This is a genomic window from Rhizobium sp. WW_1 (genome assembly GCF_003610155.1).
Taxonomy (GTDB): Bacteria; Pseudomonadota; Alphaproteobacteria; order Rhizobiales; family Rhizobiaceae; genus Rhizobium; species Rhizobium tropici_A.
The window spans coordinates 19,090-41,512 of sequence record NZ_RAIN01000012.1; the positions used below are offsets into that span (position 1 = coordinate 19,090).

The following is a 22,423-nucleotide window of genomic DNA, read 5'->3' on the forward strand; positions in this document are numbered from 1 at the left end:
GCAGCGAGCGATGAGCGGATTTACCCTTTCCGACCTCGAAAAAATCGTCGAGGAACGCTCCAAGGCCTCGCCGGACCAATCCTGGACGGCGAAGCTCTTTGCGGCCGGGCAGCCGAAAGCCGCCAAGAAACTCGGCGAGGAGGCAATCGAGGCCGTGATGGCCGCTGTTGTCAACGATCGAGACAACCTCACCTATGAGGCCGCCGATCTGCTATATCATCTTTTGGTCGTATTGAAGATTGCGGGCATTCCGTTAGAGAATGTCATGGGTGAGCTCGAAAGGCGCACCTCACAATCCGGCCTTCAGGAAAAGGCCAGCCGGTAAGAACGCGATGACGATAGCGACCAAGAGCGAGCCCGCGCCCGAAACTCTCGATATTTTTGAGGCGAAAGCCTATTCGCCCTATTATTTCTTCTCTTCGGAAGAATGGGCGAAATTCCGGGCGGACACGCCGCTAACGCTGACATCTGACGAAGTGAAGCGGTTGCGCTCGATGGGCGACCCGATTGATCTTGACGAGGTCCGGCGCATCTATCTGTCGCTGTCGCGACTTCTGTCCTCGCATGTGGAATCCTCGCAGATCCTGTTCGAGCAGCGCAATCGCTTCCTCAGCCTCTCCGATGTCGCGAAGACGCCCTTCGTCATCGGCATTGCCGGTTCGGTCGCGGTCGGAAAATCCACCACGGCCCGTATCCTGAAGGAGTTGCTGGGTCGCTGGCCATCGAGCCCGAAGGTCGATCTGGTCACGACGGACGGCTTTCTCTATCCGAACGCCGAATTGCAGCGCCGCAACCTGATGCAGCGCAAGGGCTTTCCGGAAAGCTACGATACGGCCGCGCTGCTGCGCTTCCTCTCGGCGATCAAAGCCGGCCAGCCCAATGTGCAGGCGCCCTCTTACTCGCATCTTGTCTATGACGTGCTGCCGAACGAGTTCAAGACGGTCGACCGCCCGGACATCCTGATCTTCGAAGGCATCAACGTACTGCAGTCGCGCCATTTGCCGGCCGACGGCAAGATCGTGCCGATGGTCTCGGATTTCTTCGATTTCTCGATCTATATCGATGCCGAGGAACAGCAGATCCATAACTGGTACGTCGCCCGCTTCATGCGGCTGCGCGAGACCGCCTTCCGCGACCCCAACTCCTTCTTCCACCGTTACGCGTCGATCAGCGAGGAGGAAGCGCTGGCGATTGCCGAGGGGCTCTGGAAGAACATCAACCTGAAGAACCTGCGCCAGAACATCCTGCCGACGCGCCCGCGCGCCGACCTCATCCTGCAGAAGGGCAAGAACCATCTGATCGAACAGGTTGCGCTCAGAAAGCTCTGAGGATCAGGGCTGGACACGCCGGAGGGTCAGATTGATCCGCCCGCCGTTCTTCAGCAATGTCGAAGTTGTCGGATAGATGCGGTCGACGCCATGGAAGCACAGCCTGCCCTCGCCGCCGAGAACGACGATATCGCCGCTCGCAAGCTTGAAAGATAGCGTGCGATCATTGCGGTTGAGGCCGCCGACGCGAAAGAGGCAGGTGTTCCCGAGCGAGACCGATAACACAGGTGCGTTGAGATCCTGCTCGTCGCGATCCTGATGCAGGCCCATGCGGGCATCGTCGCCATAAAAATTGACGAGACAGGCTTCGGGCGGTTTTTCATAGCCCGCTATATCGCGCCAGAAATCGAGCAATTGCTTCGGCATGGCCGGCCATGGGCGGCCGGTGACGGGATGCGTCGGCTGGTAACGATAGCCACGCTGTTTGTCCGTGACCCAGCCGAGCGAGCCGCAATTGGTCATCCGCACCGACATTTCCTTACCGGTGCCGGGCATGACCGGCGTGAACAGCGGCGCGTCGGCCACGACGGCGCGGATCGCCTCGAAGAGCGCCTCCTGCGCGGGGCGATCGAGATAACCGGGCAGATGGCGAATTCCGTTCGGGAGCTGCATTTTTGTTTCCTGATGGTGCGGGTCAGAGGGGGATGCCGTCGCCGCGCTTTGGTAAATGGCCCCTCACCCCAACCCTCTCCCTGCTCGCGGGGCGAGGGAGTCTAATCTGCCTCTAACCAGCCACTCAAGAGCGTCTGTGTTTCACGCTGTCGTCCCTTCTCCCCGCTCGCGGGGAGAAGGCTAGGATGAGGGGCCACGCAGATAGCATCCACGAAATCGAACTCGCCTGACCATCATCAACCTCGCCCAATCGAACCAAAGCCGCCACCCGAAAAGCGAGTTTAGTCGCCGCCGACCTTGCCGCGCATCTTCTTGACTTCGGAACGCCCGGATTTCTCCTTCAGCCGGCGCTCGATCGAGCCCTTTGTCGGCTTGGTCTTTCTGCGCGGCGGCGGCGGCGGGGCGGCAGCTTCAAGGATCAGCTCTTTCAGCCGCTCGCGTGCATCCTCGCGGTTGCGGTCCTGGCTGCGAAAGCGGCTGGCCTCGATCAGCAGCACACCTTCCTTGGAGACGCGGCGGCCGGCAAGTCTGATGGCGTTGGCCTTGACACGCTCCGTCAGCGATGGGGAATTCTGGACATTGAAGAATAGCTGGACCGCAGTTGCGACCTTGTTGACGTTCTGACCGCCCGGGCCGCCCGCCAGAACGAACTGTTCCGTCAGCTCCCAGCCGGCGATCGTAATCCGGTCGTTGATGTAAAGCGCTTCGCTGGCCATGATCTTCTCCGCGCCTGTCGAGGTCGGTGAACATCCGGCTGAAGCCGCGTCGCCGCTCTATCGTCAGTCTAGGCAATTCCAAGCGGAAAACCGCCGAGCACTTTTCCTGAAATCGCTCTATTCCACATTGCATTGCGCTTGAAAACATCCCGTGGAACGAAAAACCCGGCGGATTGGCCGCCGGGTTTCACGTGAGTCATTGCTGTTGCGAAAAATCTACTCCGCAGCGACCGGCATGCCTGGGGCCGCATCGCGGACGTTACCGTCCACATGATCCTCGAATTTCGCGAAGTTGGTGACGAACATCTGTACCAGCTTCTTGGCCTGCGCATCGTAGGCGTCGCCATCGGCCCAGGTGGAGCGCGGGTCGAGGATGGCCGTATCGACGCCTTCGACCGCGACCGGAACCGCAAAGCCGAAATTCGCGTCCGTGCGGAACTCGACATTATCGAGATCGCCCTTGAGAGCGGCTGCGAGCAGCGCGCGCGTCGCCTTGATCGGCATGCGGCTTCCCTTGCCGTAGGCGCCGCCGGTCCAGCCGGTGTTGACCAGCCAGCAACGGGCGCCGTGACGGGCAATCAGCTCCTTGAGCAGGTTGCCGTATTCCGTCGGATGACGCGGCATGAAGGGAGCGCCGAAGCAGGTCGAGAAGGTTGCTTCCGGCTCGACGACGCCCTTTTCCGTGCCGGCGACCTTGGCGGTGTAGCCGGACAGGAAGTGGTACATCGCCTGATCCGGCGTCAGCTTCGCAATCGGCGGCATGACGCCGAAGGCATCGGCCGTCAGCATGATGATCGTTTCGGGATGGCCCGTGATGCCGGATTCCGACGCATTCGGGATGAAATGCAGCGGGTAGGCGCTGCGGGTGTTTTCCGTCAGCGAACCGTCGTCGAGATCCGGCCGGCCATGCTCGTCGAGCACGACGTTTTCCAGCACGGTGCCGAAACGGCGGGTCGTCTCGTAGATTTCCGGCTCGGCCTCGGCCGATAGGCGGATGGTCTTGGCGTAGCAGCCGCCTTCGAAATTGAAGATGCCGTTTTCGCCCCAGCCATGCTCGTCGTCGCCGATGAGCGTGCGGGTCGGATCGGCCGAGAGCGTCGTCTTGCCGGTGCCCGACAGGCCGAAGAAGATCGCCGCATCGCCTTCGGGGCCGACGTTTGCCGAGCAGTGCATCGGCATGACGCCGCGCTCCGGCAGCATGTAGTTCAGCGCCGTGAACACGGATTTCTTCATTTCGCCGGCATAGGAGGTACCGCCGATTAGGACGATGCCGTTGACGAAGTCGCAGGCGATCACCGTTTCCGTGCGGCAGCCATAGCGCTCGGGATCGGCGCGGAAGCTCGGCAGGTCGATGATCGTCAGCTTCGGCACGAAGCCTTCGAGCGTCGAGCGCTCAGGGCGGATCAGCAGATTGCGGATGAACAGGGAGTGCCAGGCGAATTCGGTGATGACGCGCGTCGGCAGCGCATATTCGGCATCGGCGCCGCCGATCAGGTCTTGAACGAACAGGTCCTTGCCACGAGCATGCGCCAGCATGTCTTCATGCAGCAGCGCAAAATGCTCCGGCGACATCGGCTTGTTGTTGTCCCACCAGATCTGGTCCTCGGTGGTAGCGTCGCGCACGACGAACTTGTCTTTCGGGGAACGGCCGGTGTGCTGTCCAGTGATGGCTCTCAGCGCGCCATCGGCGGTCAGATCGGCCTCACGACGGCGAATCGCCTCCTCATAAAGATGGGCTGCCATCAGGTTGTAACGCACACTGGCGGCGGCTCCCAGGCCGATCGATCCCAGTTCGGTTGCGGGATTGCGAACGCCGAATTGCTCCATCACTTTTTCCTCTACAAAGGGGCTTGGCCGTTAGAACTGTCTAAAGCGTAGAGGGCTCCTTTTAAAAGCACAAGAGCGAGAAGCAAAAAATGTTTAATGATATCAGGTATTTAATCGATTTAAATAAATTTCGATAATTTTAAATCGTTTGAATGGAGGAAGGCGAGACGTTTCGTCGCACAACTAATGCGCAAGGGTTTTGCGCCGCGACAATCCTCCCCTTTATCTTTGCCACAATTTGTTCCACCTTTATCCCCATAAGCGCGCCAGGTTACCGCCGACCGAGCTGGCAGACCGCCTGGGCTGGATTCCAAATCCGGGAGACGCGCACTGATGACGGAGACGAATACCATGTTGACAATCGCGCTCGTTGACGACGACCGCAATATCCTGACTTCCGTATCGATTGCCTTGGAAGCAGAGGGATATAAGGTAGAGACCTATACGGACGGAGCCTCGGCGCTGGACGGCCTGCTTGCCCGGCCGCCGCAACTGGCGATCTTCGATATCAAGATGCCCCGCATGGACGGCATGGAGCTCTTGCGCCGCCTGCGCCAGAAATCCGATATACCGGTGATCTTCCTGACCTCGAAGGATGAGGAAATCGACGAACTCTTTGGCCTGAAGATGGGTGCCGACGACTTCATCACCAAGCCGTTCTCGCAGCGTTTGCTCGTCGAGCGCGTCAAGGCGGTGCTCCGCCGCGCCTCGGCTCGCGAAGCCGCGAATGCCGCTGGCGGCGCCAATGCCGCTGCAAAGCCGGGCGCCACGCAGCAGGCCCGCTCGCTGGAGCGCGGTCAACTCGTCATGGACCAGGAACGCCACACCTGCACCTGGAAGGGCGAACCGGTAACGCTGACCGTCACCGAATTCCTCATCCTGCATTCGCTGGCGCAGCGCCCCGGCGTGGTCAAGAGCCGCGACGCCCTGATGGACGCGGCCTACGACGAGCAGGTCTATGTCGACGACCGCACGATCGACAGCCACATCAAGCGGCTGCGCAAGAAATTCAAGATGGTCGACCTCGATTTTGATATGATCGAGACGCTGTATGGCGTCGGCTATCGCTTCCGCGAGGCTGCCTAGAGCCGGATGATCTTGGGTCTGGCCGACCCAAGATCTCAATCCGCTCCGGTGGCAAATTGAGAGCATGATGTCGTCCGAAGGCCCCTCATACTTTCGGCATCATGCTCGAATAGTTAACTGGACCATGCGGCTGAGAATGGAATAAGAGCATGCGAACGGGGTCGCGGAGCCCGTTCTTCGAAAGGGCCGTTGGCTTGGCACAGCTGGTGCAGGACAGAGACATAGACGACTCGGAAAGCCCGAGCGGCGCTCGACCCGCGCGCCGCCGCTGGACTCATCCGTTCGTTCTGATCCGCCGCATCTTCGGCAATGCCGTCTTTTCGAGCCTGACGCGGCGCATCCTGTTCTTCAATCTTGCCGCCCTCGTCGTGCTTGTCGGCGGCATTCTCTATCTTAACCAGTTCCGCGAGGGCCTGATCGATGCCCGCGTCGAGAGCCTGCTGACGCAGGGCGAGATCATCGCCGGCGCCGTTTCCGCTTCGGCATCGGTCGACACGAACTCCATCACCATCGATCCCCAGAAGCTCCTGGAGCTGCAGGCCGGCCAGAGCATCACACCCGTTCCGAACGACGAGGATCTCGAGTTCCCGATCGATCCGGAAAAGGTGGCGCCCGTCTTGACGCGGCTGATCTCGCCGACGCGGACCCGCGCCCGCATCTTCGACGCCGATGCCAACCTTTTGCTCGACAGCCGCCACCTCTATTCCCGCGGCCAGGTGCTGCGCTACGACCTGCCCCCCGTCGACGACGAGAAGCAGAGCTGGTCCGACTGGTTCAGTGGGTTGCTCAACAAGATGCTGCAGCCGGGCAACCTGCCTGTTTACAAGGAAGCGCCCGGAGGTGACGGCTCGATCTATCCGGAAGTCATGAACGCGCTGACCGGCGTGCGCGGCGCGGTCGTCCGCACCACCGAAAAAGGCGAGCTGATCGTTTCCGTCGCGGTGCCCATCCAACGCTTCCGCGCCGTTCTCGGCGTCCTGCTGCTCTCGACCCAAGCCGGCGACATCGACAAGATCGTCCATGCCGAGCGCCTGGCGATCATGCGCGTCTTCGGCGTCGCGACGCTCGTCAACGTCGTGCTGTCGCTGCTTTTGTCCTCCACGATCGCCAACCCGCTACGCCGGCTCTCGGCCGCCGCCATCCGGGTGCGCCGCGGCGGGGCGAAGGAACGCGAGGAAATCCCGGACTTTTCCGCCCGCCAGGACGAGATCGGCAACCTTTCGATTGCCCTGCGCGACATGACCTCTGCACTCTATGACCGCATCGATGCGATCGAAAGTTTCGCGGCCGATGTCAGCCACGAGCTGAAAAACCCGCTGACATCGCTGCGCAGCGCCGTCGAGACGCTACCGCTTGCCAAAAGCGACGATTCGAAGAAGCGGCTGATGGACGTGATCCAGCACGATGTTCGCCGCCTCGACCGCCTGATCAGCGATATCTCCGACGCATCGCGCCTCGATGCCGAGCTTGCCCGCTCCGATGCCAGGTCGCTGGATATGGAAGTGCTGCTGCGCGACATGATCGAGATTTCGAGACAGGTCGGACACAGCAAGAAAGCGGTCGAGATCGAATATATCGTCGACCGCAAACAGGGCAACAAGGCGAAGTTCACGGTCGACGGCCATGATCTCCGTATCGGCCAGATCGTCACCAATCTCATCGAGAACGCCCGCTCCTTCGTTGCGAAGGAAACCGGCAAGATCACCGTACGGCTGACGCGGACGCGGACACGCTGCGTCATCTATATCGAGGACAATGGTCCCGGCATCCAGGCCGAGAACATCGACCGCATCTTCGAGCGCTTCTATACCGACCGACCGGAATCCGAAGGGTTCGGACAGAATTCCGGCCTTGGCCTTTCGATCAGCCGGCAGATCGCCGAGGCGCATGGCGGGTCGCTGCGCGCCGAAAACATCATCGACGGCGATGGCGCGACGCTGCTTGGCGCCCGCTTCATCCTGTCGCTGCCGGCCAAGACGCCGGCGTGAGCGGCCGCATGACCGGCGAAACAACCAACATTCATGCAACTGCGATCGTCATCGGCAAGACGGGCCTTTTGTTTCTCGGCCCTTCGGGCAGCGGCAAATCCGCCCTCGCCTTCTCCTGTCTGGCGGCGGCAAGACCGCTCGGTCTCGCCGCGAAGCTGATTGCGGACGATCGCGTGCTGATTTCCAGGCACGATGGCTCGGTGATTGCCGAATGCCCGCCGTCCATCGCTGGCCTGATGGAAATCCGCTACACGGGAATCGTTCGCCTGCCTTATGCTTCGCGGGGCGAAATGCACTTCGCCATTCGCCCTGTCGACCCGACAACGGCGGAGAGAATGCCACCCGAAGACGAGTGGATCGATATTACCGCATCCGCAAGGTTGCCGTTGATCCGCTTGTCCGCAACCTCGGCGAATCCGCTCGCCATAATAATGGCGAAAATCGGCGCGAGTTTCGATGAATCGGCCATTTAGGCCCGCACAGGCACGCAAATCCTATATTTTAAGCTTGCACTTCGTCTTTTCATCGCCAAGATGTCCCCCCACTGGTGGACGACATTGCTGCATTGCGATATGGGCCACCTGTTTGCGGATGCGATGGGAGCAGTAATATCATGATTGGACTTGTGCTTGTCACTCATGGCAAGCTGGCTGAAGAGTTTCGGCATGCTGTCGAGCATGTCGTTGGTCCGCAGAAGTTCATAGAAACGGTATGCATTGGTCCCGAAGACGACATGGACAAGCGCCGGCAGGACATTCTGCAGGCCGTTGCCGGTGCCGACGACGGGCACGGCGTCATCATCCTGACCGACATGTTCGGCGGCACTCCCTCCAACCTCGCCATCTCCGTCATGAATAGCGGCCACACCGAGGTCATCGCCGGCGTCAATCTGCCGATGCTCATCAAGCTTGCGGGCGTGCGCGGCGACAACAACATGGAAAGAGCCCTGGTGGAAGCATCAGAGGCCGGGCGTAAATATATCAACGTGGCGAGCCGCGTGCTCAGCGGCAAATAACGAGGCAAGCACCGCCCCCATGAATGAGCTTTCCCGGGAACTCCTGATTATCAACAAGCGGGGCCTGCATGCCCGTGCTTCGGCGAAATTCGTGCAGACCGTCGAAGCCTATGACGCGGCAATCACCGTTTCCAAGGACGGCACGACGGTGGGCGGCACGTCGATCATGGGTCTGATGATGCTGGCGGCCAGCCCCGGTTGCAGCGTGCTGGTGACGGCGAGCGGCAATCAGGCCGCCGAAGCGCTCGAGGCGCTCGACCAGCTGGTCGCCAACAAGTTCGGCGAGGAAATCTAAGCTTTTGCCTGCAGTCGCCAACTGGATATAAAGATATAAAGACTTCTTTATATCTTCATTGATTTCCCTCCTGAAGCCTGATACACGGCATCATCCACACGCTGTCAGCGTGCAATTTTTGTTGCATTCGGTCGAGGCGTCTGCCCGCGGCGCGACTGCATCGTTCAGGCTGGAGACCCATTGATGAGCACTGAAAAGGACTACATCGTCGCCGATATCGGCCTTGCCGACTTCGGCCGCAAGGAAATCACGATCGCCGAAACCGAAATGCCGGGTCTGATGGCCTGCCGCGCCGAATTCGGCGAAGCGCAGCCGCTGAAGGGCGCGCGCATCACCGGTTCGCTGCACATGACGATCCAGACGGCCGTCCTCATCGAGACGCTGGTCGCGCTCGGCGCTCAGGTGCGCTGGGCATCGTGCAACATCTTCTCGACGCAGGACCACGCCGCCGCCGCGATCGCCGCTTCCGGCGTTCCGGTCTTCGCCATCAAGGGCGAGAGCCTCGAAGACTACTGGACCTACACCGACAAGATCTTCCAGTGGACCGATGGCGGCGTTTCCAACATGATCCTCGACGATGGCGGCGACGCCACGATGTACATCCTGCTCGGCGCCCGCGCCGAAGCCGGCGAGGACGTGCTCTCTCATCCGCATTCGGAAGAAGAGGAAATCCTCTTCGCACAGATCAAGAAGCGCCTGCAGGCTTCTCCGGGCTGGTTCACCAAGCAGCGCGACGCCATCAAGGGCGTGACCGAAGAGACCACCACCGGCGTCAACCGCCTCTACCAGCTCAGCCAGAAGGGCCTGCTGCCCTTCCCGGCCATCAACGTCAACGACAGCGTCACCAAGTCGAAGTTCGACAACAAGTACGGCTGCAAGGAATCGCTGGTTGACGGCATCCGCCGCGCCACCGACGTCATGATGGCCGGCAAGGTCGCCGTCGTCTGCGGTTATGGCGACGTCGGCAAGGGTTCCGCCGCCTCGCTTTCCGGCGCCGGCGCCCGCGTCAAGGTGACCGAAGTCGACCCGATCTGCGCGCTGCAGGCCGCCATGGACGGCTATGAAGTCGTTCAGCTCGAGGACGTCGTTTCCTCGGCCGACATCTTCATCACCACGACCGGCAACAAGGACGTCATCCGCATCGACCACATGCGTGCGATGAAGGACATGGCGATCGTCGGCAACATCGGTCACTTCGACAACGAAATCCAGGTTGCCGCTCTGCGGAACCAGAAGTGGACGAACATCAAGCCGCAGGTCGACATGGTCGAGTTCTCCAAGGGCAACCGCATCATCCTGCTGTCGGAAGGCCGCCTCTTGAACCTCGGCAACGCCACCGGCCATCCGTCCTTCGTGATGTCGGCGTCCTTCACCAACCAGACGTTGGCCCAGATCGAGCTCTTCACCAAGCCCGGCCACTACAAGAACGAAGTCTATGTGCTGCCGAAGCATCTCGACGAGAAGGTCGCCCGTCTGCACCTTGCCAAGCTCGGCGTGAAGCTGACGGAGCTTTCCGAAGAGCAGGCTTCGTATATCGGCGTGACGCCAAAGGGTCCGTTCAAGTCCGACCACTACAGATACTGATTACCGAAACAGTATCCACAACATCTTGTGGCCCTGGCATTGACAAATGCCGGGGCTTATTTTTTAGCCAGCTCCCTTCCCGCAGATTCCCTTAGGCAGTATTGTTTTTACACTTGATTCGTGACGAACCGGGCGTGCCCGGAGCCATGAAAATGGGATGTCTTGTCAGGATGCGGCACAGTAGAGCCAGATGATTGAAGGTCTGTTCGGCCTAAAATCTGAATTCGCTCTACAATCAAATAAGTAGAGCATGATGTCATCCGAAAACCGCTTGCACTTTTCGGCATCATGCTCTGAAGGACGGAGACAGACCTCTTATGTTTGAAGGGGAAGACAACCTGCATCGACCAGCGCTACGCCAAGTGGCGACGCAGTTGCGGCAGGGCAGTGCATACCAGCTTTCGGCGAGAGCGAAGCGCGGCAAGAGCCGGCTGGCCTCCTTCAGCCGCCTGTTGCGGCTCAGTGTTTTTGGTGGTCTCGTGACCGGTCTGGCCGGACCTGTTCTTGCGCAGAGCAGCAATGCCGCCCAGTCGAGTATGCGTCTCTTCACCTCGTCGGAAATGGCCGTCTTCTCCGTCATCATCGGCGTCATCTCCGCTGCACTCCTCTCGACCATGTGGATGGTCCGGCAGCGCGGCAACATGGAAAGCGAAAGCCGCGAGATCCGCACGGCTCTTTCCGACGCCAACCAGCGCATTTCGCAATATCAGGCGCTGATCGCCGACAAGAACCGCCGGATCGTCATCTGGGATGGCCAGAATGCCAGGCCGGAACTGCTCGGCCAGCTTCCGGTCGAAACCGGTGCCCCGCAGGACAATGAATTCCTCGCCTTTGGCCGCTGGCTGAAATCATGGTCGGCCGGCGAACTCGACAAGGCGATCGACAAGCTGCGCGGCAGCGGCCAGAGCTTCGACATGGTGGTCGAGACCAACCGCGACGAGATCCTCGAAGCGCAGGGCCGCATTTCCGGCGGGCGCGCCTTCGTTCGCTTCATCGCACTCAACAATCTGCGCGCGGAACTCGCCGAGCTGAAGATCGAGCGCGACCGGTTGATGACGTCGATCTCCACCTTCCAGAACCTGCTCGACGCCATCGACCTGCCGGTCTGGCAGCGCGATGCGGAAGGTGTGCTTACCTGGGTCAACCAGGCCTATGGCGAGGCCGTCGAAGCGGTTTCGACCGAAGAGGCCGTGCGCGAGGGACGGGAATTCCTGACCACCGTGACCCGCGAGCGCATTCGCGCCGCGACCACGCCGGAATCACCATTTCACGACAAAATTTCGACCGTCGTGCATGGCAACCGCACCTTTTTCGATGTCGTCGACGTCAAAGCCCCGAACGGTTCGGCCGGCATCGCCATCGACGTATCGGAGGCAGAATCGGTGCGAGCAGAGTTGGCGCGCACGCTGAAGAGCCACGCCGAAACCCTCGATCATCTGGCGACACCCGTTGCGATCTTCGACGGCGACAGGCGACTGCAATTCTATAATCAGGCTTTCGTCCAGCTCTGGGAACTCGACATCGCGTTTCTGGAAAAGCGGCCCGACAATAGCGAGCTTCTGGACAGACTGCGCAGCGCCAAAAAGCTGCCCGAGCAGCTGAGCTGGAAGACATGGAAGGACGGCGTCCTTTCGGTCTATCGCGCGCTCGATACGCAGACCGATCTCTGGCACCTGCCGAACGGCCAGATCCTCCGGGTTTTTGCCACCGCGCATCCGCAGGGCGGTGCCACCTGGGTATTCGAGAACCTGACCGAGCAGGTCGATCTCGAAACGCGCTACAACACGCTGGTCAAGGTGCAGGGCGAAACCATCGACCACCTTTCCGAAGGCGTCGCCGTTTTCGGTCCGGATGGCCGCATCCGCCTGTCCAACCCGGCCTTCCGCATTCTCTGGAACATCACGGAGGTGCAAGCGAAACCCGGCACGCATATTCAGGCGCTGGCCGAGGCCTGCGCTCCCTCTTATGATCGGCCTGACGGCTGGAAGCGCTTTGCCGAGCAGATCACCAGCTTCGACGACGAGCGGCCGTCCTCGCAGGGGACGCTGGAGCTCTATTCCAATCTCGTGCTCGACTACGCCGTCATTCCGCTGCCGAACGCGCAGACCATGCTGACCTTCGTCAACATGACCGACAGCGTGCGCGCCGAACGCGCCCTCACGGAAAAGAACGAGGCACTGCTAAAGGCGGACGAGCTGAAGAACGATTTCGTCCAGCATGTGTCCTATGAGCTGCGCTCGCCGCTGACCAACATCATCGGTTTCACCGATCTCCTGAAGACGCCGGGCATCGGCTCGCTGAACGAGCGGCAGGCCGAATATATCGACCATATCTCGACCTCGTCTTCCGTGCTGCTGACGCTGGTCAACGACATTCTCGATCTGGCGACCGTCGATGCCGGTATCATGCGGTTGAATTATTCCGAGATCGTGCTTTCCGACCTGCTCGACGAAGTCTCCATGCAGATCGCCGACCGGCTGCAGGAAAGCGGCGTGACACTCGAAATCACCGTGCCGGCCCACCTCGGCTCCATCGTCGCCGATCAGCAACGATTGAAGCAGATCCTGCTCAAGCTTCTGACCAATGCTGCCAATTTCGCGCCCGAGGGATCAACGATCGCGCTGAAATGCGGGCGCGAAGGCGCAGACTTCGTGTTCTCGGTCTCCGACAAGGGTCCGGGCATACCGGAAGAGTTGCTTCACAGCGTCTTCAACCGCTTCGCCTCGGGTGGCAAGGCTGGCAAGCGCAGCGGCGCGGGCCTCGGTCTATCCATCGTCGAAAGCTTCGTCAGCCTGCATGACGGCGAGGTTTCCATCGAAAGCCAGCCGGGCAAGGGCACGACTGTCACCTGCCGGATTCCTTCGGCCGAACTGCCCCATTCCGTCGCCGCAGAATGACAGCCTCGAACAGCAGCATTTCCCTCTTCCTCGCAGACGACGCGGCCACGGCTCAGCTTGGCGAGGATCTGGCACTGGCCTTGAAGGTCGGCGACTGTCTCGCACTATCAGGCGATCTCGGCGCCGGCAAATCTTCGCTCGCGCGCGCGCTGCTGCGCGCCATGGCCGACGATGCGGAACTCGATGTCCCGAGCCCGACCTTTACGCTCGTTCAATCCTACGAGTTGCGTATCCCTGTCTCGCATTTCGATCTCTACCGCCTCGGCGATCCCAGCGAGTTGGCGGAACTCGGCTTCGACGAGGCCTTGCAAATCGGCATCTGCCTTGTCGAATGGCCCGAAATGGCCGAAGGCGAGCTGCCGAAGGAACGCATCGACCTCAAGCTCACGCATGAGGGCGAAGGACGACGGGTAGCGGTCACGGCACCGGTCAAACAGATGGCACGCATCGAGCGTGTCCTTGCTATCCGCGCCTTTCTCGATACGCACGGCTATCGCGGCGCGCATAGGCGCTTCCTGACCGGCGATGCCTCGCTGCGGGCTTACGAATCCATCTATCCCAAGGATGGTGGCCGTGTAATCCTTATGGATTGGCCCGGCCTGCCGGAAGGGCCGCCCGTGCTCGACGGCAAGCCCTATCCCAAAGTCGCGCATCTTGCCTGGGATACCTATCCTTTCGTGGCGATCGCCAATATCCTCCGCGAGAACGGCTTTGCCGCTCCGGAAATCTTCTGTGCCGATTACGACCAGGGCATTCTTCTGATCGAGGATCTCGGCACCGATGGCGTGCTCGACGCCGAGGGCAAACCGATTGCCGAGCGCTATCGCCAAAGCGTTGCCTTCCTCGCGCATCTGCACGGTCTCTCTATTCCGCACGATATTCCGGTGACGCCGGATCATGTCCACCACATTCCGGATTTCGACCGAACCGCGATGAAGATGGAAGCGCGGTTGCTTCTCGACTGGCATCTGCCCTGGAAGCGCGGCACGCCGGCGAGCGACGAGGAGCGCGCCGACTATCTGGCGATCTGGGACAGGCTGATCGATCAGCTCGAGGATGCTGAAACGAACCTGCTGCTGCGCGACATGCATTCGCCCAACATCATCTGGCAGGCGCATCAACAGGGCATCAAGCGCGTCGGCATCATCGATTTCCAGGATGCGATGATCGGGCCGACCTCCTACGACGTGGCTTCACTGGTGCAGGATGCGCGGGTGACGATCGAGCGCGATCTGCACGACCAGCTGATGTCAGACTATCTTGCCCTTCGGCACGCCCAAGGCGGCTTCGACGAGGCGAAATTCCTGAAAAGCTGGGCAATCATGTCGGCGCAGCGTAATTGCAAGCTCGCCGGCCTCTGGGTGCGGCTGCTCCAGCGCGACGGCAAGCCGGGATATCTGAAGCACATGCCGCGCACGCTCGCCTATCTCGCCATCGCCTTCGAGCACGAAGCGCTCGCGCCCTTGCGCGAATGGTGCGAGAAGGCCGGGATAGGTCGGGCATAGCGGACCAAGACCCGCGACGGCTTTCCGGCCCTGTGCTATGGAAATCAGATAGCGAATCGGAAATTCGAGACGAAATGACCATCAAGCAAGCCATGGTATTGGCCGCGGGGCTCGGAACCCGCATGCGGCCGATCACCGACACCATCCCGAAGCCGCTGGTGAAGATCGCCGGCAAGCCGATGATCGATTATGTACTGGATGCGTTGGTGCAGGCAGGTGTCGAACGGGCCGTCGTCAACGTCCATCATCACGCCGACCAGATGGAGGCGCATCTGCGCTGTTATCGCGGTCTCGAAATCCTGATTTCCGACGAGCGGGACGCGCTGATGAACAATGGTGGCGGCATCGTCAAAGGCTTGAAGCTGTTGAGCCGTGATCCGATTTTCGTCATGAATGCCGACCTGTTCTGGATCGGAGAGAAGCCCGGCCATCCGAGCAATCTCGATCATTTAGCCGGATTCTGGGACGAACAGCATATGGACATGGCCATGCTCTGCGTCGAGCTGGAACGGACCACGGGCCATAACGGCAAGAATGATTTCTCTATGGCCGACGACGGACGGCTCACGCGTTATCGCGACAACCCACATAACGGTGTCGTCTATGCCGGTGCCTTCGCCATGAAGCCATCTTTCCTTGACGATGCGCCTGATGATGCCTTCAACATCAACATCTATTTCGACAAGGCCATCGCCAAGAACCGGCTCTACGGCACCATGCTCGACGGCCACTGGCTGACGGTGGGCACGCCTGAAGCGGTCGGCGAGGCGGAGGAAGCGATCCGGAACTTCCGGGCGTTTGCGTGAGCCCATGGCAGGCGGACACCGGCAGCGTATCCTGACGATTCCGGCGGGCCTGCCCTTCCTGAAGACCCTTGCGGCGGCGCTCTGCGACGGACGGCTGACCGAGCATTTCCGTCATGATCCGGACGACCCGCTGTCGCTTGCTAAAGTCAGTATCTTCCTGCCGACGCGGCGCGCCGCGCGCGTGCTGCGCTCAGAATTCGTGGAGCTGCTCGGCGGCCGTTCCGCCATCCTGCCGGTCATTCGCCCGCTCGGCGAGACCGATGACGATAGCGGCTATTTCGAGGAAGCCCTGCCCGAAACTGCCGATCTGGCGCAGCCGCTTGCCAATACCGCCCGGCTCTTGGAACTGGCGCGACTGATCCTCGCCTGGCGCAACAAGCTGCCGCAGATCGTGCGCGACATTCACTCCGATTCGCCGCTGGTCGCACCGGCAAGCCCCGCTGATGCCATTTGGCTCGCTCGCAACCTCGCCGAACTCATCGATTCCCTTGAAACCGAGGATCGCGAGTGGAGCGAGCTTGCCAATCTCAGCGCTGAAGACCACGCGCTCTGGTGGCAGCTGACGGCGGAATTTCTGCGGATCGCCAGCGCCTTCTGGCCGGCGCGCCTCGAAGAGCTCGGCAAATCGTCGCCGGCCCGTAACCGTAACGCCGTTCTTCGCGCCGAAGTGCAGCGGATCTCCACCATGCGGCACGCCGGGCCCGTCATCATCGCAGGCTCGACCGGCTCGGTGCCGGCAACCGCAGAACTGATTGCCGCCGTCGCCTCGCTGCCGCAGGGCGTGATTGTGCTACCAGGCCTCGATCTTTCGATGCCGGACGAAGACTGGCAGCTCGTGACGCCGGAAACGGCCGCCGGCGAGCGATCCGACCCCACCACCCGCAGCCATTCGCAATATGGCCTGTCGCTGCTGCTCAAGCGCCTGCACGTCACCCGGCGTGATGTCGAAACCGTCGCCGAAGCGCCAGACACCATGCGGATGCGGGCAGAAATCCTGTCGCGCGCGCTGGCGCCGGCAAAAGCGACGAGCGGCTGGGGAAGCTGGCGCAAGACGCTTGCCTCCAACGCCATCGCGGACGCCTTCGCAGACGTGTCTCTGATAGAGGCATCGAACGAGCGCGAGGAAGCGACGGCAATCGCCATTGCATTGCGGCTGGCACTGGATAAGCCCGGGCGCAACGGCAACGAGAGCCAGGCCGCCCTGATCACCCCGGACCGCAATCTCGCGCGGCGCGTCACCGCCGAGCTTGCCCGCTTCGGCATCACCGCCGACGATTCGGCCGGCACGCCGCTGAATGCCACGCCGCAGGGCACGCTGCTGCAATTGCTGCTGGAGGCGTCCCTTCGCCCCGGCGATCCCGTCGCCGTCGTGGCGCTGCTGAAACATCCCCTCGCCTTATTCGGCCTGCCGGCGGAAACCCACCAGCCGGGCGTCGACGCGCTGGAGATCCTGGCGCTCAGGGGCGGCGTCGCCAACATCGACATCGGCAGGCTGGAAGCCCTGCTCGATGAGCGCGTCGTCGAGCAGGCCAATGATCGCCATGCGCCGCAGTGGCGCAAATCACTGCCGCCTGGGGCTATCGAACATGCGCGGGTGCTAGCCCAACGTGTGACCACCGCCTGCGAGCCGCTGATGTCGGTTCTTTCCCTGCCAGCGTCAGAGGGGCTGCCGACCCTTTCGGACTGGGCCGAGCGCACGGGCCGTGCCCTCGAAGCCGCAGCGGTCGACGAGCGTGGCAGCCTGGTGGGCCTCTGGTCGGGCGAGGCCGGGGATACGCTTGCCAGCCTGCTCAGGGAGATCATCGATACCGACGGCCAGCTTGAAGCCGACGGCGTGCAGTGGATCGATATCACGACGGCGCTCTGTGTGGGCCAGGCAGTGAAACCGCGCGCGCTCAGCCATCCCCGCCTCTTCATCTTCGGTACGCTGGAAGCGCGCCTGCAGAGCGTCGACACGCTGATCCTCGGCGGCTTGAACGAAGGGTCTTGGCCGGGGCAGACGGCGAACAATCCCTTCATTTCCCGCAGCATGAAGACGGAGATCGGCCTGGAGCCGCCGGAGCGCCGCATCGGCCAGCTCGCACACGACTTCGAAATGGCGAACGGCACGCGCGACCTGATCTATTCCCGCGCCCTGCGCCAGGGTTCGACCCCGACGGTCGCCTCGCGCTGGCTGCAGCGGCTGATCGCGCTCGGCAGCGAAGAGCTGGAGGACGCCATGAAGGCGCGCGGCGACCAGTATCGCCATTGGGCCGCAATGATCGACGAGGGCGAAAACCAGGCGCCGGCGCTGCGCCCCGCCCCAAAGCCGCCCGTGGAATTGCAGCCGAAGAGCTATTCCTTCAGCGAAGTGGGCCGGCTGCGGCGCGATCCCTACTCCATCTATGCCCGGCGTGTGCTGCGGCTCGATCCGGTCGATCCGTTCAACCGCGATCCCGGACCGGCCGAGCGCGGCACGCTCTACCACAAGATCATCGACCGTTTCGTCCGCGAGGGGCATGTGGCCGGCACGCCGGATGCTACACTGGCGATGGATCGGATCATCGCCGACCTCTTCGACGCCGAGCGGCTGCCCGTGTATATCGACAGCGTCTGGCGGCCGCGTTTCCGCGAAGTGGCCCGTGCGTTCCTCGATTGGGAAGCGCAACGACGCCCCGAGGTGCGCCAAACGGCGACGGAAGTGCCTGCCGGCGTCGAGATCGAGCCGATCGGCATTCGCCTCACGGGCGTTGCCGACCGTATCGACGTCAAGAGCGACAAAGCAGCCGATCTCATCGACTACAAGACCGGCTACAATCCCTCGCCGGCGCAGGCCCGCGCACTGCTCGACCCGCAGCTGGCGCTCGAAGCCTATGCGCTGAGGTCCGGCGCATTCCGCAATATCGGTGCGCTGGTGCCCGAAAACCTGCTTTACGTCCGGCTGCGGCCGGGCGATCGCTTCAAGGTCGACCAGGTCAACAACGAGCATTCGAGCCGCGGCGGCAAGACGGAAACGAAGTCGGCTATGGATCTCGCACAGGAATCGATGGACCAGCTGGTGAAATTCGTCTCGCTGCTGCAGTCGGGCGAGAAGGGTTTTTCCTCGCGGCTGATCCCGGCGCAGCAATTCGAATATGGTGGCGATTACGATCACCTCGCCCGCGTCTCGGAATGGTCGACGGCGGAAACCGAGCAGGAAGGAGGCGGCGATGAGTGAGCTTTCCATCGATGACACCGCCACCCTGCCGGAAAGCGATGATCCCGGTGTCTGGATCGGCTGGACGACGATCCAGCAATCGATCGCGTCGGACCCCGAACGCTCGGCCTGGGTTTCGGCCAATGCCGGCTCCGGCAAAACGCATGTGCTGACGCAGCGCGTTATCCGCCTGCTTCTTGCGGGCGCGCGTCCCTCTGCCATTCTCTGCCTCACCTATACCAAGGCTGCGGCGTCCGAAATGTCGAACCGCGTCTTCGACCGGCTAGCGGCCTGGGCGACGATGCCGGACGAGGAGCTGAAGAGGCGCATCGCCGATATCGAGGGCAAGGAGCCGGATCTCTTCAAGCTTGCCGAGGCACGGCGGCTCTTTGCCAAGGCGCTGGAAACGCCCGGCGGACTGAAGATCCAGACCATCCACGCCTTTTGCGAGGCACTGCTGCATCAATTCCCGCTCGAGGCCAACGTCGCCGGGCACTTCTCCGTTCTCGACGACCGGGCGGCGGCAACCTTGCTCGACGATGCCCGGCGCGCGCTGCTGTCATCCGCAACGCCGCATGGCGATGCCGAATTGGCGGATGCTTTTGCCTATGTGCTCGATCTCGGCGACGAATCGGGTCTGGAAACGCTGCTTGGCGATATCGTCGCCAATCGAAACGCCATTCGCCGCTTCACAGAGCCGGCAGAGCGTCAAGGCGGCGTTGAAGCGGCGCTCTTGGCAAGGCTCGACCTCTCTGCCGGCGATACGGAAGGCGGCATCGCGGGGCAATATTGGCCCCTTCCCGGCCTCTCCGGCGCAACGCTTGAGCTCTATCTGACGCTTGCCGACCAGAAGGGTGGCGCCAAGGCGCAGGAGATCGCTTATGCGCTGCGACTCGCCAAGCGCGAGACAGATCCGATCGCGCGCGCCGAAATCCTAGAAAGGACCATGCTGACCGCCAAAGGCGAGCCGAAGTCCGACAGCCAGTTCTTCGTCAAGGCGATGCTGGCGGATGCCCCTGCCCTGGCAGAGGCCATCTCCGAAGCGCGCGCCCATGTCGTTGCCTGCCGCGACCGGTTGAAGCTGATGCGGATGTACCGCGCGACGCGGGCCGCCCTCATTCTCGCCGACCGGCTGAACCGCGACTACGAAGAGCTGAAGAAGCGACGCAGCCAGCTCGATTTCGAAGACCTCATCACCCGCACGGCCGATCTTCTGACCAAGAAGGATGTCGGCCCCTGGATTCACTACAAGCTGGATCAGGGCATCGATCACATTCTCGTGGACGAGGCGCAGGATACGAGCCCGATCCAGTGGAGCGTCATCCAATCGCTGGCGGAGGATTTCTTCTCCGGTGACAGCGCCCGGCCGACATTGCGCACCATCTTTGCCGTCGGCGACGAGAAGCAGTCGATCTATTCGTTCCAGGGCGCCCGGCCCGAGCGCTTTTCCGAGGAGAGCGACCGGACGCGGCGGCGCGTGGCGGCGAGCGGCCAGCAATTTTCGTCGATCCGCCTGCCCCTCTCTTTCCGCTCGACTGCCGACGTGCTCGGCGCCGTCGATCACGTCTTCACCAGCCCGGAGAATGCCCGCGGGCTCAGCGCCGTCGACGAACCCGTGGTGCATCGCTCCAGCCGCATCGGCCATCCCGGCGCCGTCGATCTCTGGGAGATGATCGCGCCGGAGCCGGCCGCAAAGGAGGAAGACTGGACCGCGCCTTTCGATTCGACGCCGGAAAGTGCGCCCGCCGCTATCCTTGCGCGGCGGATGGCGCACACGATCGGCAATCTGGTCGGCCGGGACAAGATCATCGAGAAGGGCAAGGCCCGCTTCATCGAAGCAGGCGACATTCTCGTCCTCGTGCGCAAGCGCGACAGCTTCGTCAACGCGCTGACCCGCGCTTTGAAACGACGCGGCAATATTCCCGTCGCCGGCGCCGATCGTCTGGTGCTGACCAGCCATATCGCCATTCAGGATCTCCTCGCGCTTGGCCGCTTCCTGCTGCTGCCGGAGGACGATCTTTCGCTTTCTGCCCTGCTGAAAAGCCCCTTGTTCGATCTCAGCGAGGAAGACGTCTTCGCCGTCGCCGCCTATCGCGATGAAGAGGAAAGCGTCTGGAGCCATCTGCAAAGATTTGCCGACGATGGACATGAACGCTTCAGGCAAGCAGTCGAACGACTGAGAACCTTCCTTGCCTTATCGAAAAGCCTTCCCGTGCATGATTTTTATGCGCGCGTACTCGGCAGCTTCGGCGGCCGGCGCAAATTTCTGGCGCGGCTCGGCACCGAGGTCAGCGATATCCTCGACGAATTCCTCACCTTCGCGCTCGATCACGAGACCAGCGGCCTGCCCGGCCTGCAGTCCTTCATCTCGACGCTGGAGCTGGAAGCGCCGACGGTGAAACGCGAGCAGGACAAGGGCCGCAACGAGGTGCGGATCATGACCGTGCACGCCTCGAAGGGGCTGGAAGCGCCGATCGTTTTCCTCGTCGATGGCGGCGGCAAGGCATTCACCCACACGCATCTGCCGAAGATGCGGCTGATCGAGACCGGCAGGGACCAGATCCCGCTGCCGGTCTGGGTTCCGGTCTCGGCCCTTGCCAATTCGCTGACGCAGGCTGATACCGCGCGGCTGCAGTCGTTGGCGGAGGAGGAATATCGCCGCCTGCTCTATGTCGGCATGACCCGCGCCGCCGACCGGCTGGTCATCTGCGGCTATCGCGGCATCCGAGAAAATGCCGATACCTGGCACGCCATGATTTCGGCCGCCCTGCGCGGGGATGAGCTGCACAGCACACAGAAGACCTTCTCCGGACCCGATGGTGACTGGGAAGGGTTGAGCTGGCGGGTTGCTCAGGTCCAGCTCGAATTCCAGACCACAAGAGAGCAGGAGAAGCGCTCTGACCGTGTTGGCCTGCCTGAGGGCCTCAACCGGCCGCTGCCGCCGCAGAAGAGCCTCCCACGGCCGCTGAGCCCCTCCGGCGTCGGCACCGTCATCGACGAGGAAGCCGACGATCTGCTGGTGACGTCGGCGCTTTTCGGCGAAAGGGCCAAGTCCGACCGCGCATTGCAAAAGGGCCGCTTCATCCACCGGATGCTACAGACCTTGCCCGAGATCGCGCCCGAGGAGCGCGCCGCCGCCGCGCGGCGCTATGCGGAGCGAGCCGCCCGCTTCTGGCCGCAGGCCGAGCGGGACGCGCTGGTGAACTCCGTCATCGCGCTCCTGTCGCATCCGGATCTGCAGGGCACGTTCGGCACCCACGCACAGGCGGAAGTCTCGATCATGGGCACGCTGAAGCTCGGCGGCCAGTCCTACGCCGTCTCCGGCCGCATCGATCGGCTGGCTGATCTGGACGATCGCGTCGTCATTCTCGACTACAAGACGAACCGCGTGCCGCCCGGCGAGGAAAGCAGCATTCCGTTTGCGCATCGTGCCCAGCTCGCGATCTACCGCGAGATCCTTTCGCCGCTCTATCCGGGAAAGCGTGTCGATTGCATGCTGGTCTACACCGAAAATGCCTCGATCTACACGCTGTCCGACAGCACCCTTGCATTGGCGCTTGCGGAGCTCCAAACAAAGTGAAATACCAAA

The 22,423-nt window shown here is 62.0% G+C and carries 16 protein-coding genes; 13 read left to right on the forward strand and 3 right to left on the reverse strand.

What is annotated here, in order from left to right; translation table 11 throughout:
* Positions 1-10 precede the first annotated feature (10 nt).
* Both BJ928_RS27615 and coaA read left to right on the forward strand, forming a co-directional pair.
* Positions 11-325 carry a phosphoribosyl-ATP diphosphatase gene (locus BJ928_RS27615; protein WP_047633939.1) on the forward strand — a complete coding sequence of 105 codons (315 nt, stop codon included), beginning with the start codon at positions 11-13 and terminating at the stop codon, positions 323-325.
* 7 nt (positions 326-332) lie between these two features.
* Positions 333-1,328 carry a type I pantothenate kinase gene (gene coaA / locus BJ928_RS27620; protein WP_047633941.1) on the forward strand — a complete coding sequence of 332 codons (996 nt, stop codon included), beginning with the start codon at positions 333-335 and terminating at the stop codon, positions 1,326-1,328.
* Between the two features lie 3 nt (positions 1,329-1,331).
* Here coaA and BJ928_RS27625 read toward each other — a convergent pair whose 3' ends face one another.
* The 3 genes from BJ928_RS27625 to BJ928_RS27635 form a co-directional block, all read right to left on the reverse strand.
* Positions 1,332-1,940 (reverse strand): alpha-ketoglutarate-dependent dioxygenase AlkB, encoded by a 609-nt coding sequence (locus BJ928_RS27625; protein WP_047633943.1) that lies wholly within the window; start codon positions 1,938-1,940, stop codon positions 1,332-1,334.
* 281 nt (positions 1,941-2,221) lie between these two features.
* Positions 2,222-2,656 (reverse strand): alternative ribosome rescue aminoacyl-tRNA hydrolase ArfB, encoded by a 435-nt coding sequence (gene arfB / locus BJ928_RS27630; RefSeq protein ID WP_047633945.1) that lies wholly within the window; start codon positions 2,654-2,656, stop codon positions 2,222-2,224.
* Positions 2,657-2,872: 216 nt separating this feature from the next.
* Positions 2,873-4,483, reverse strand: a complete 1,611-nt coding sequence (locus tag BJ928_RS27635; RefSeq protein ID WP_047633947.1) for a phosphoenolpyruvate carboxykinase — start codon at positions 4,481-4,483, stop codon at positions 2,873-2,875.
* A 351-nt stretch (positions 4,484-4,834) separates the two neighbouring features.
* Between BJ928_RS27635 and BJ928_RS27640 the strand changes: the two genes are divergently transcribed.
* The 11 genes from BJ928_RS27640 (at position 4,835) to addA (ending at position 22,414) form a co-directional block, all read left to right on the forward strand.
* Positions 4,835-5,569 carry a response regulator transcription factor gene (locus tag BJ928_RS27640; RefSeq protein WP_197070140.1) on the forward strand — a complete coding sequence of 245 codons (735 nt, stop codon included), beginning with the start codon at positions 4,835-4,837 and terminating at the stop codon, positions 5,567-5,569.
* Positions 5,570-5,718: 149 nt separating this feature from the next.
* On the forward strand, positions 5,719-7,557 hold the full coding sequence (locus BJ928_RS27645; protein ID WP_047633951.1) for a sensor histidine kinase: 1,839 nt from the start codon (positions 5,719-5,721) through the stop codon (positions 7,555-7,557).
* 8 nt (positions 7,558-7,565) lie between these two features.
* Positions 7,566-8,030 carry a serine kinase gene (locus BJ928_RS27650; RefSeq protein ID WP_047633953.1) on the forward strand — a complete coding sequence of 155 codons (465 nt, stop codon included), beginning with the start codon at positions 7,566-7,568 and terminating at the stop codon, positions 8,028-8,030.
* A 140-nt stretch (positions 8,031-8,170) separates the two neighbouring features.
* Positions 8,171-8,572, forward strand: a complete 402-nt coding sequence (locus BJ928_RS27655) for a PTS sugar transporter subunit IIA (protein ID WP_015338202.1) — start codon at positions 8,171-8,173, stop codon at positions 8,570-8,572.
* Between the two features lie 19 nt (positions 8,573-8,591).
* Positions 8,592-8,867, forward strand: a complete 276-nt coding sequence (locus tag BJ928_RS27660) for an HPr family phosphocarrier protein (RefSeq protein ID WP_047633955.1) — start codon at positions 8,592-8,594, stop codon at positions 8,865-8,867.
* Between the two features lie 183 nt (positions 8,868-9,050).
* Positions 9,051-10,451, forward strand: coding sequence for an adenosylhomocysteinase (gene ahcY / locus BJ928_RS27665; protein WP_047633957.1), 1,401 nt, complete (start codon positions 9,051-9,053; stop codon positions 10,449-10,451).
* Positions 10,452-10,768: 317 nt separating this feature from the next.
* Positions 10,769-13,348 carry a PAS domain-containing sensor histidine kinase gene (locus BJ928_RS27670; RefSeq protein ID WP_047633959.1) on the forward strand — a complete coding sequence of 860 codons (2,580 nt, stop codon included), beginning with the start codon at positions 10,769-10,771 and terminating at the stop codon, positions 13,346-13,348.
* Entirely contained in the window at positions 13,345-14,853 is a 1,509-nt protein-coding gene (gene tsaE / locus BJ928_RS27675; protein ID WP_047633961.1) for a tRNA (adenosine(37)-N6)-threonylcarbamoyltransferase complex ATPase subunit type 1 TsaE, read from the forward strand. The genes BJ928_RS27670 and tsaE overlap by 4 nt, the downstream gene beginning before the upstream one ends.
* A 74-nt stretch (positions 14,854-14,927) precedes the next feature.
* Positions 14,928-15,659 (forward strand): nucleotidyltransferase family protein, encoded by a 732-nt coding sequence (locus tag BJ928_RS27680; protein WP_047633962.1) that lies wholly within the window; start codon positions 14,928-14,930, stop codon positions 15,657-15,659.
* A gap of 4 nt (positions 15,660-15,663) precedes the next feature.
* Positions 15,664-18,855, forward strand: a complete 3,192-nt coding sequence (addB, locus tag BJ928_RS27685; RefSeq protein WP_047633964.1) for a double-strand break repair protein AddB — start codon at positions 15,664-15,666, stop codon at positions 18,853-18,855.
* The gene (addA, locus tag BJ928_RS27690; protein ID WP_047633966.1) at positions 18,848-22,414 is read left to right on the forward strand and encodes a double-strand break repair helicase AddA; all 3,567 of its coding nucleotides are present in this window, start codon (positions 18,848-18,850) and stop codon (positions 22,412-22,414) included. Before addB ends, addA begins: the two co-directional genes overlap by 8 nt.
* Positions 22,415-22,423: the final 9 nt, after the last annotated feature.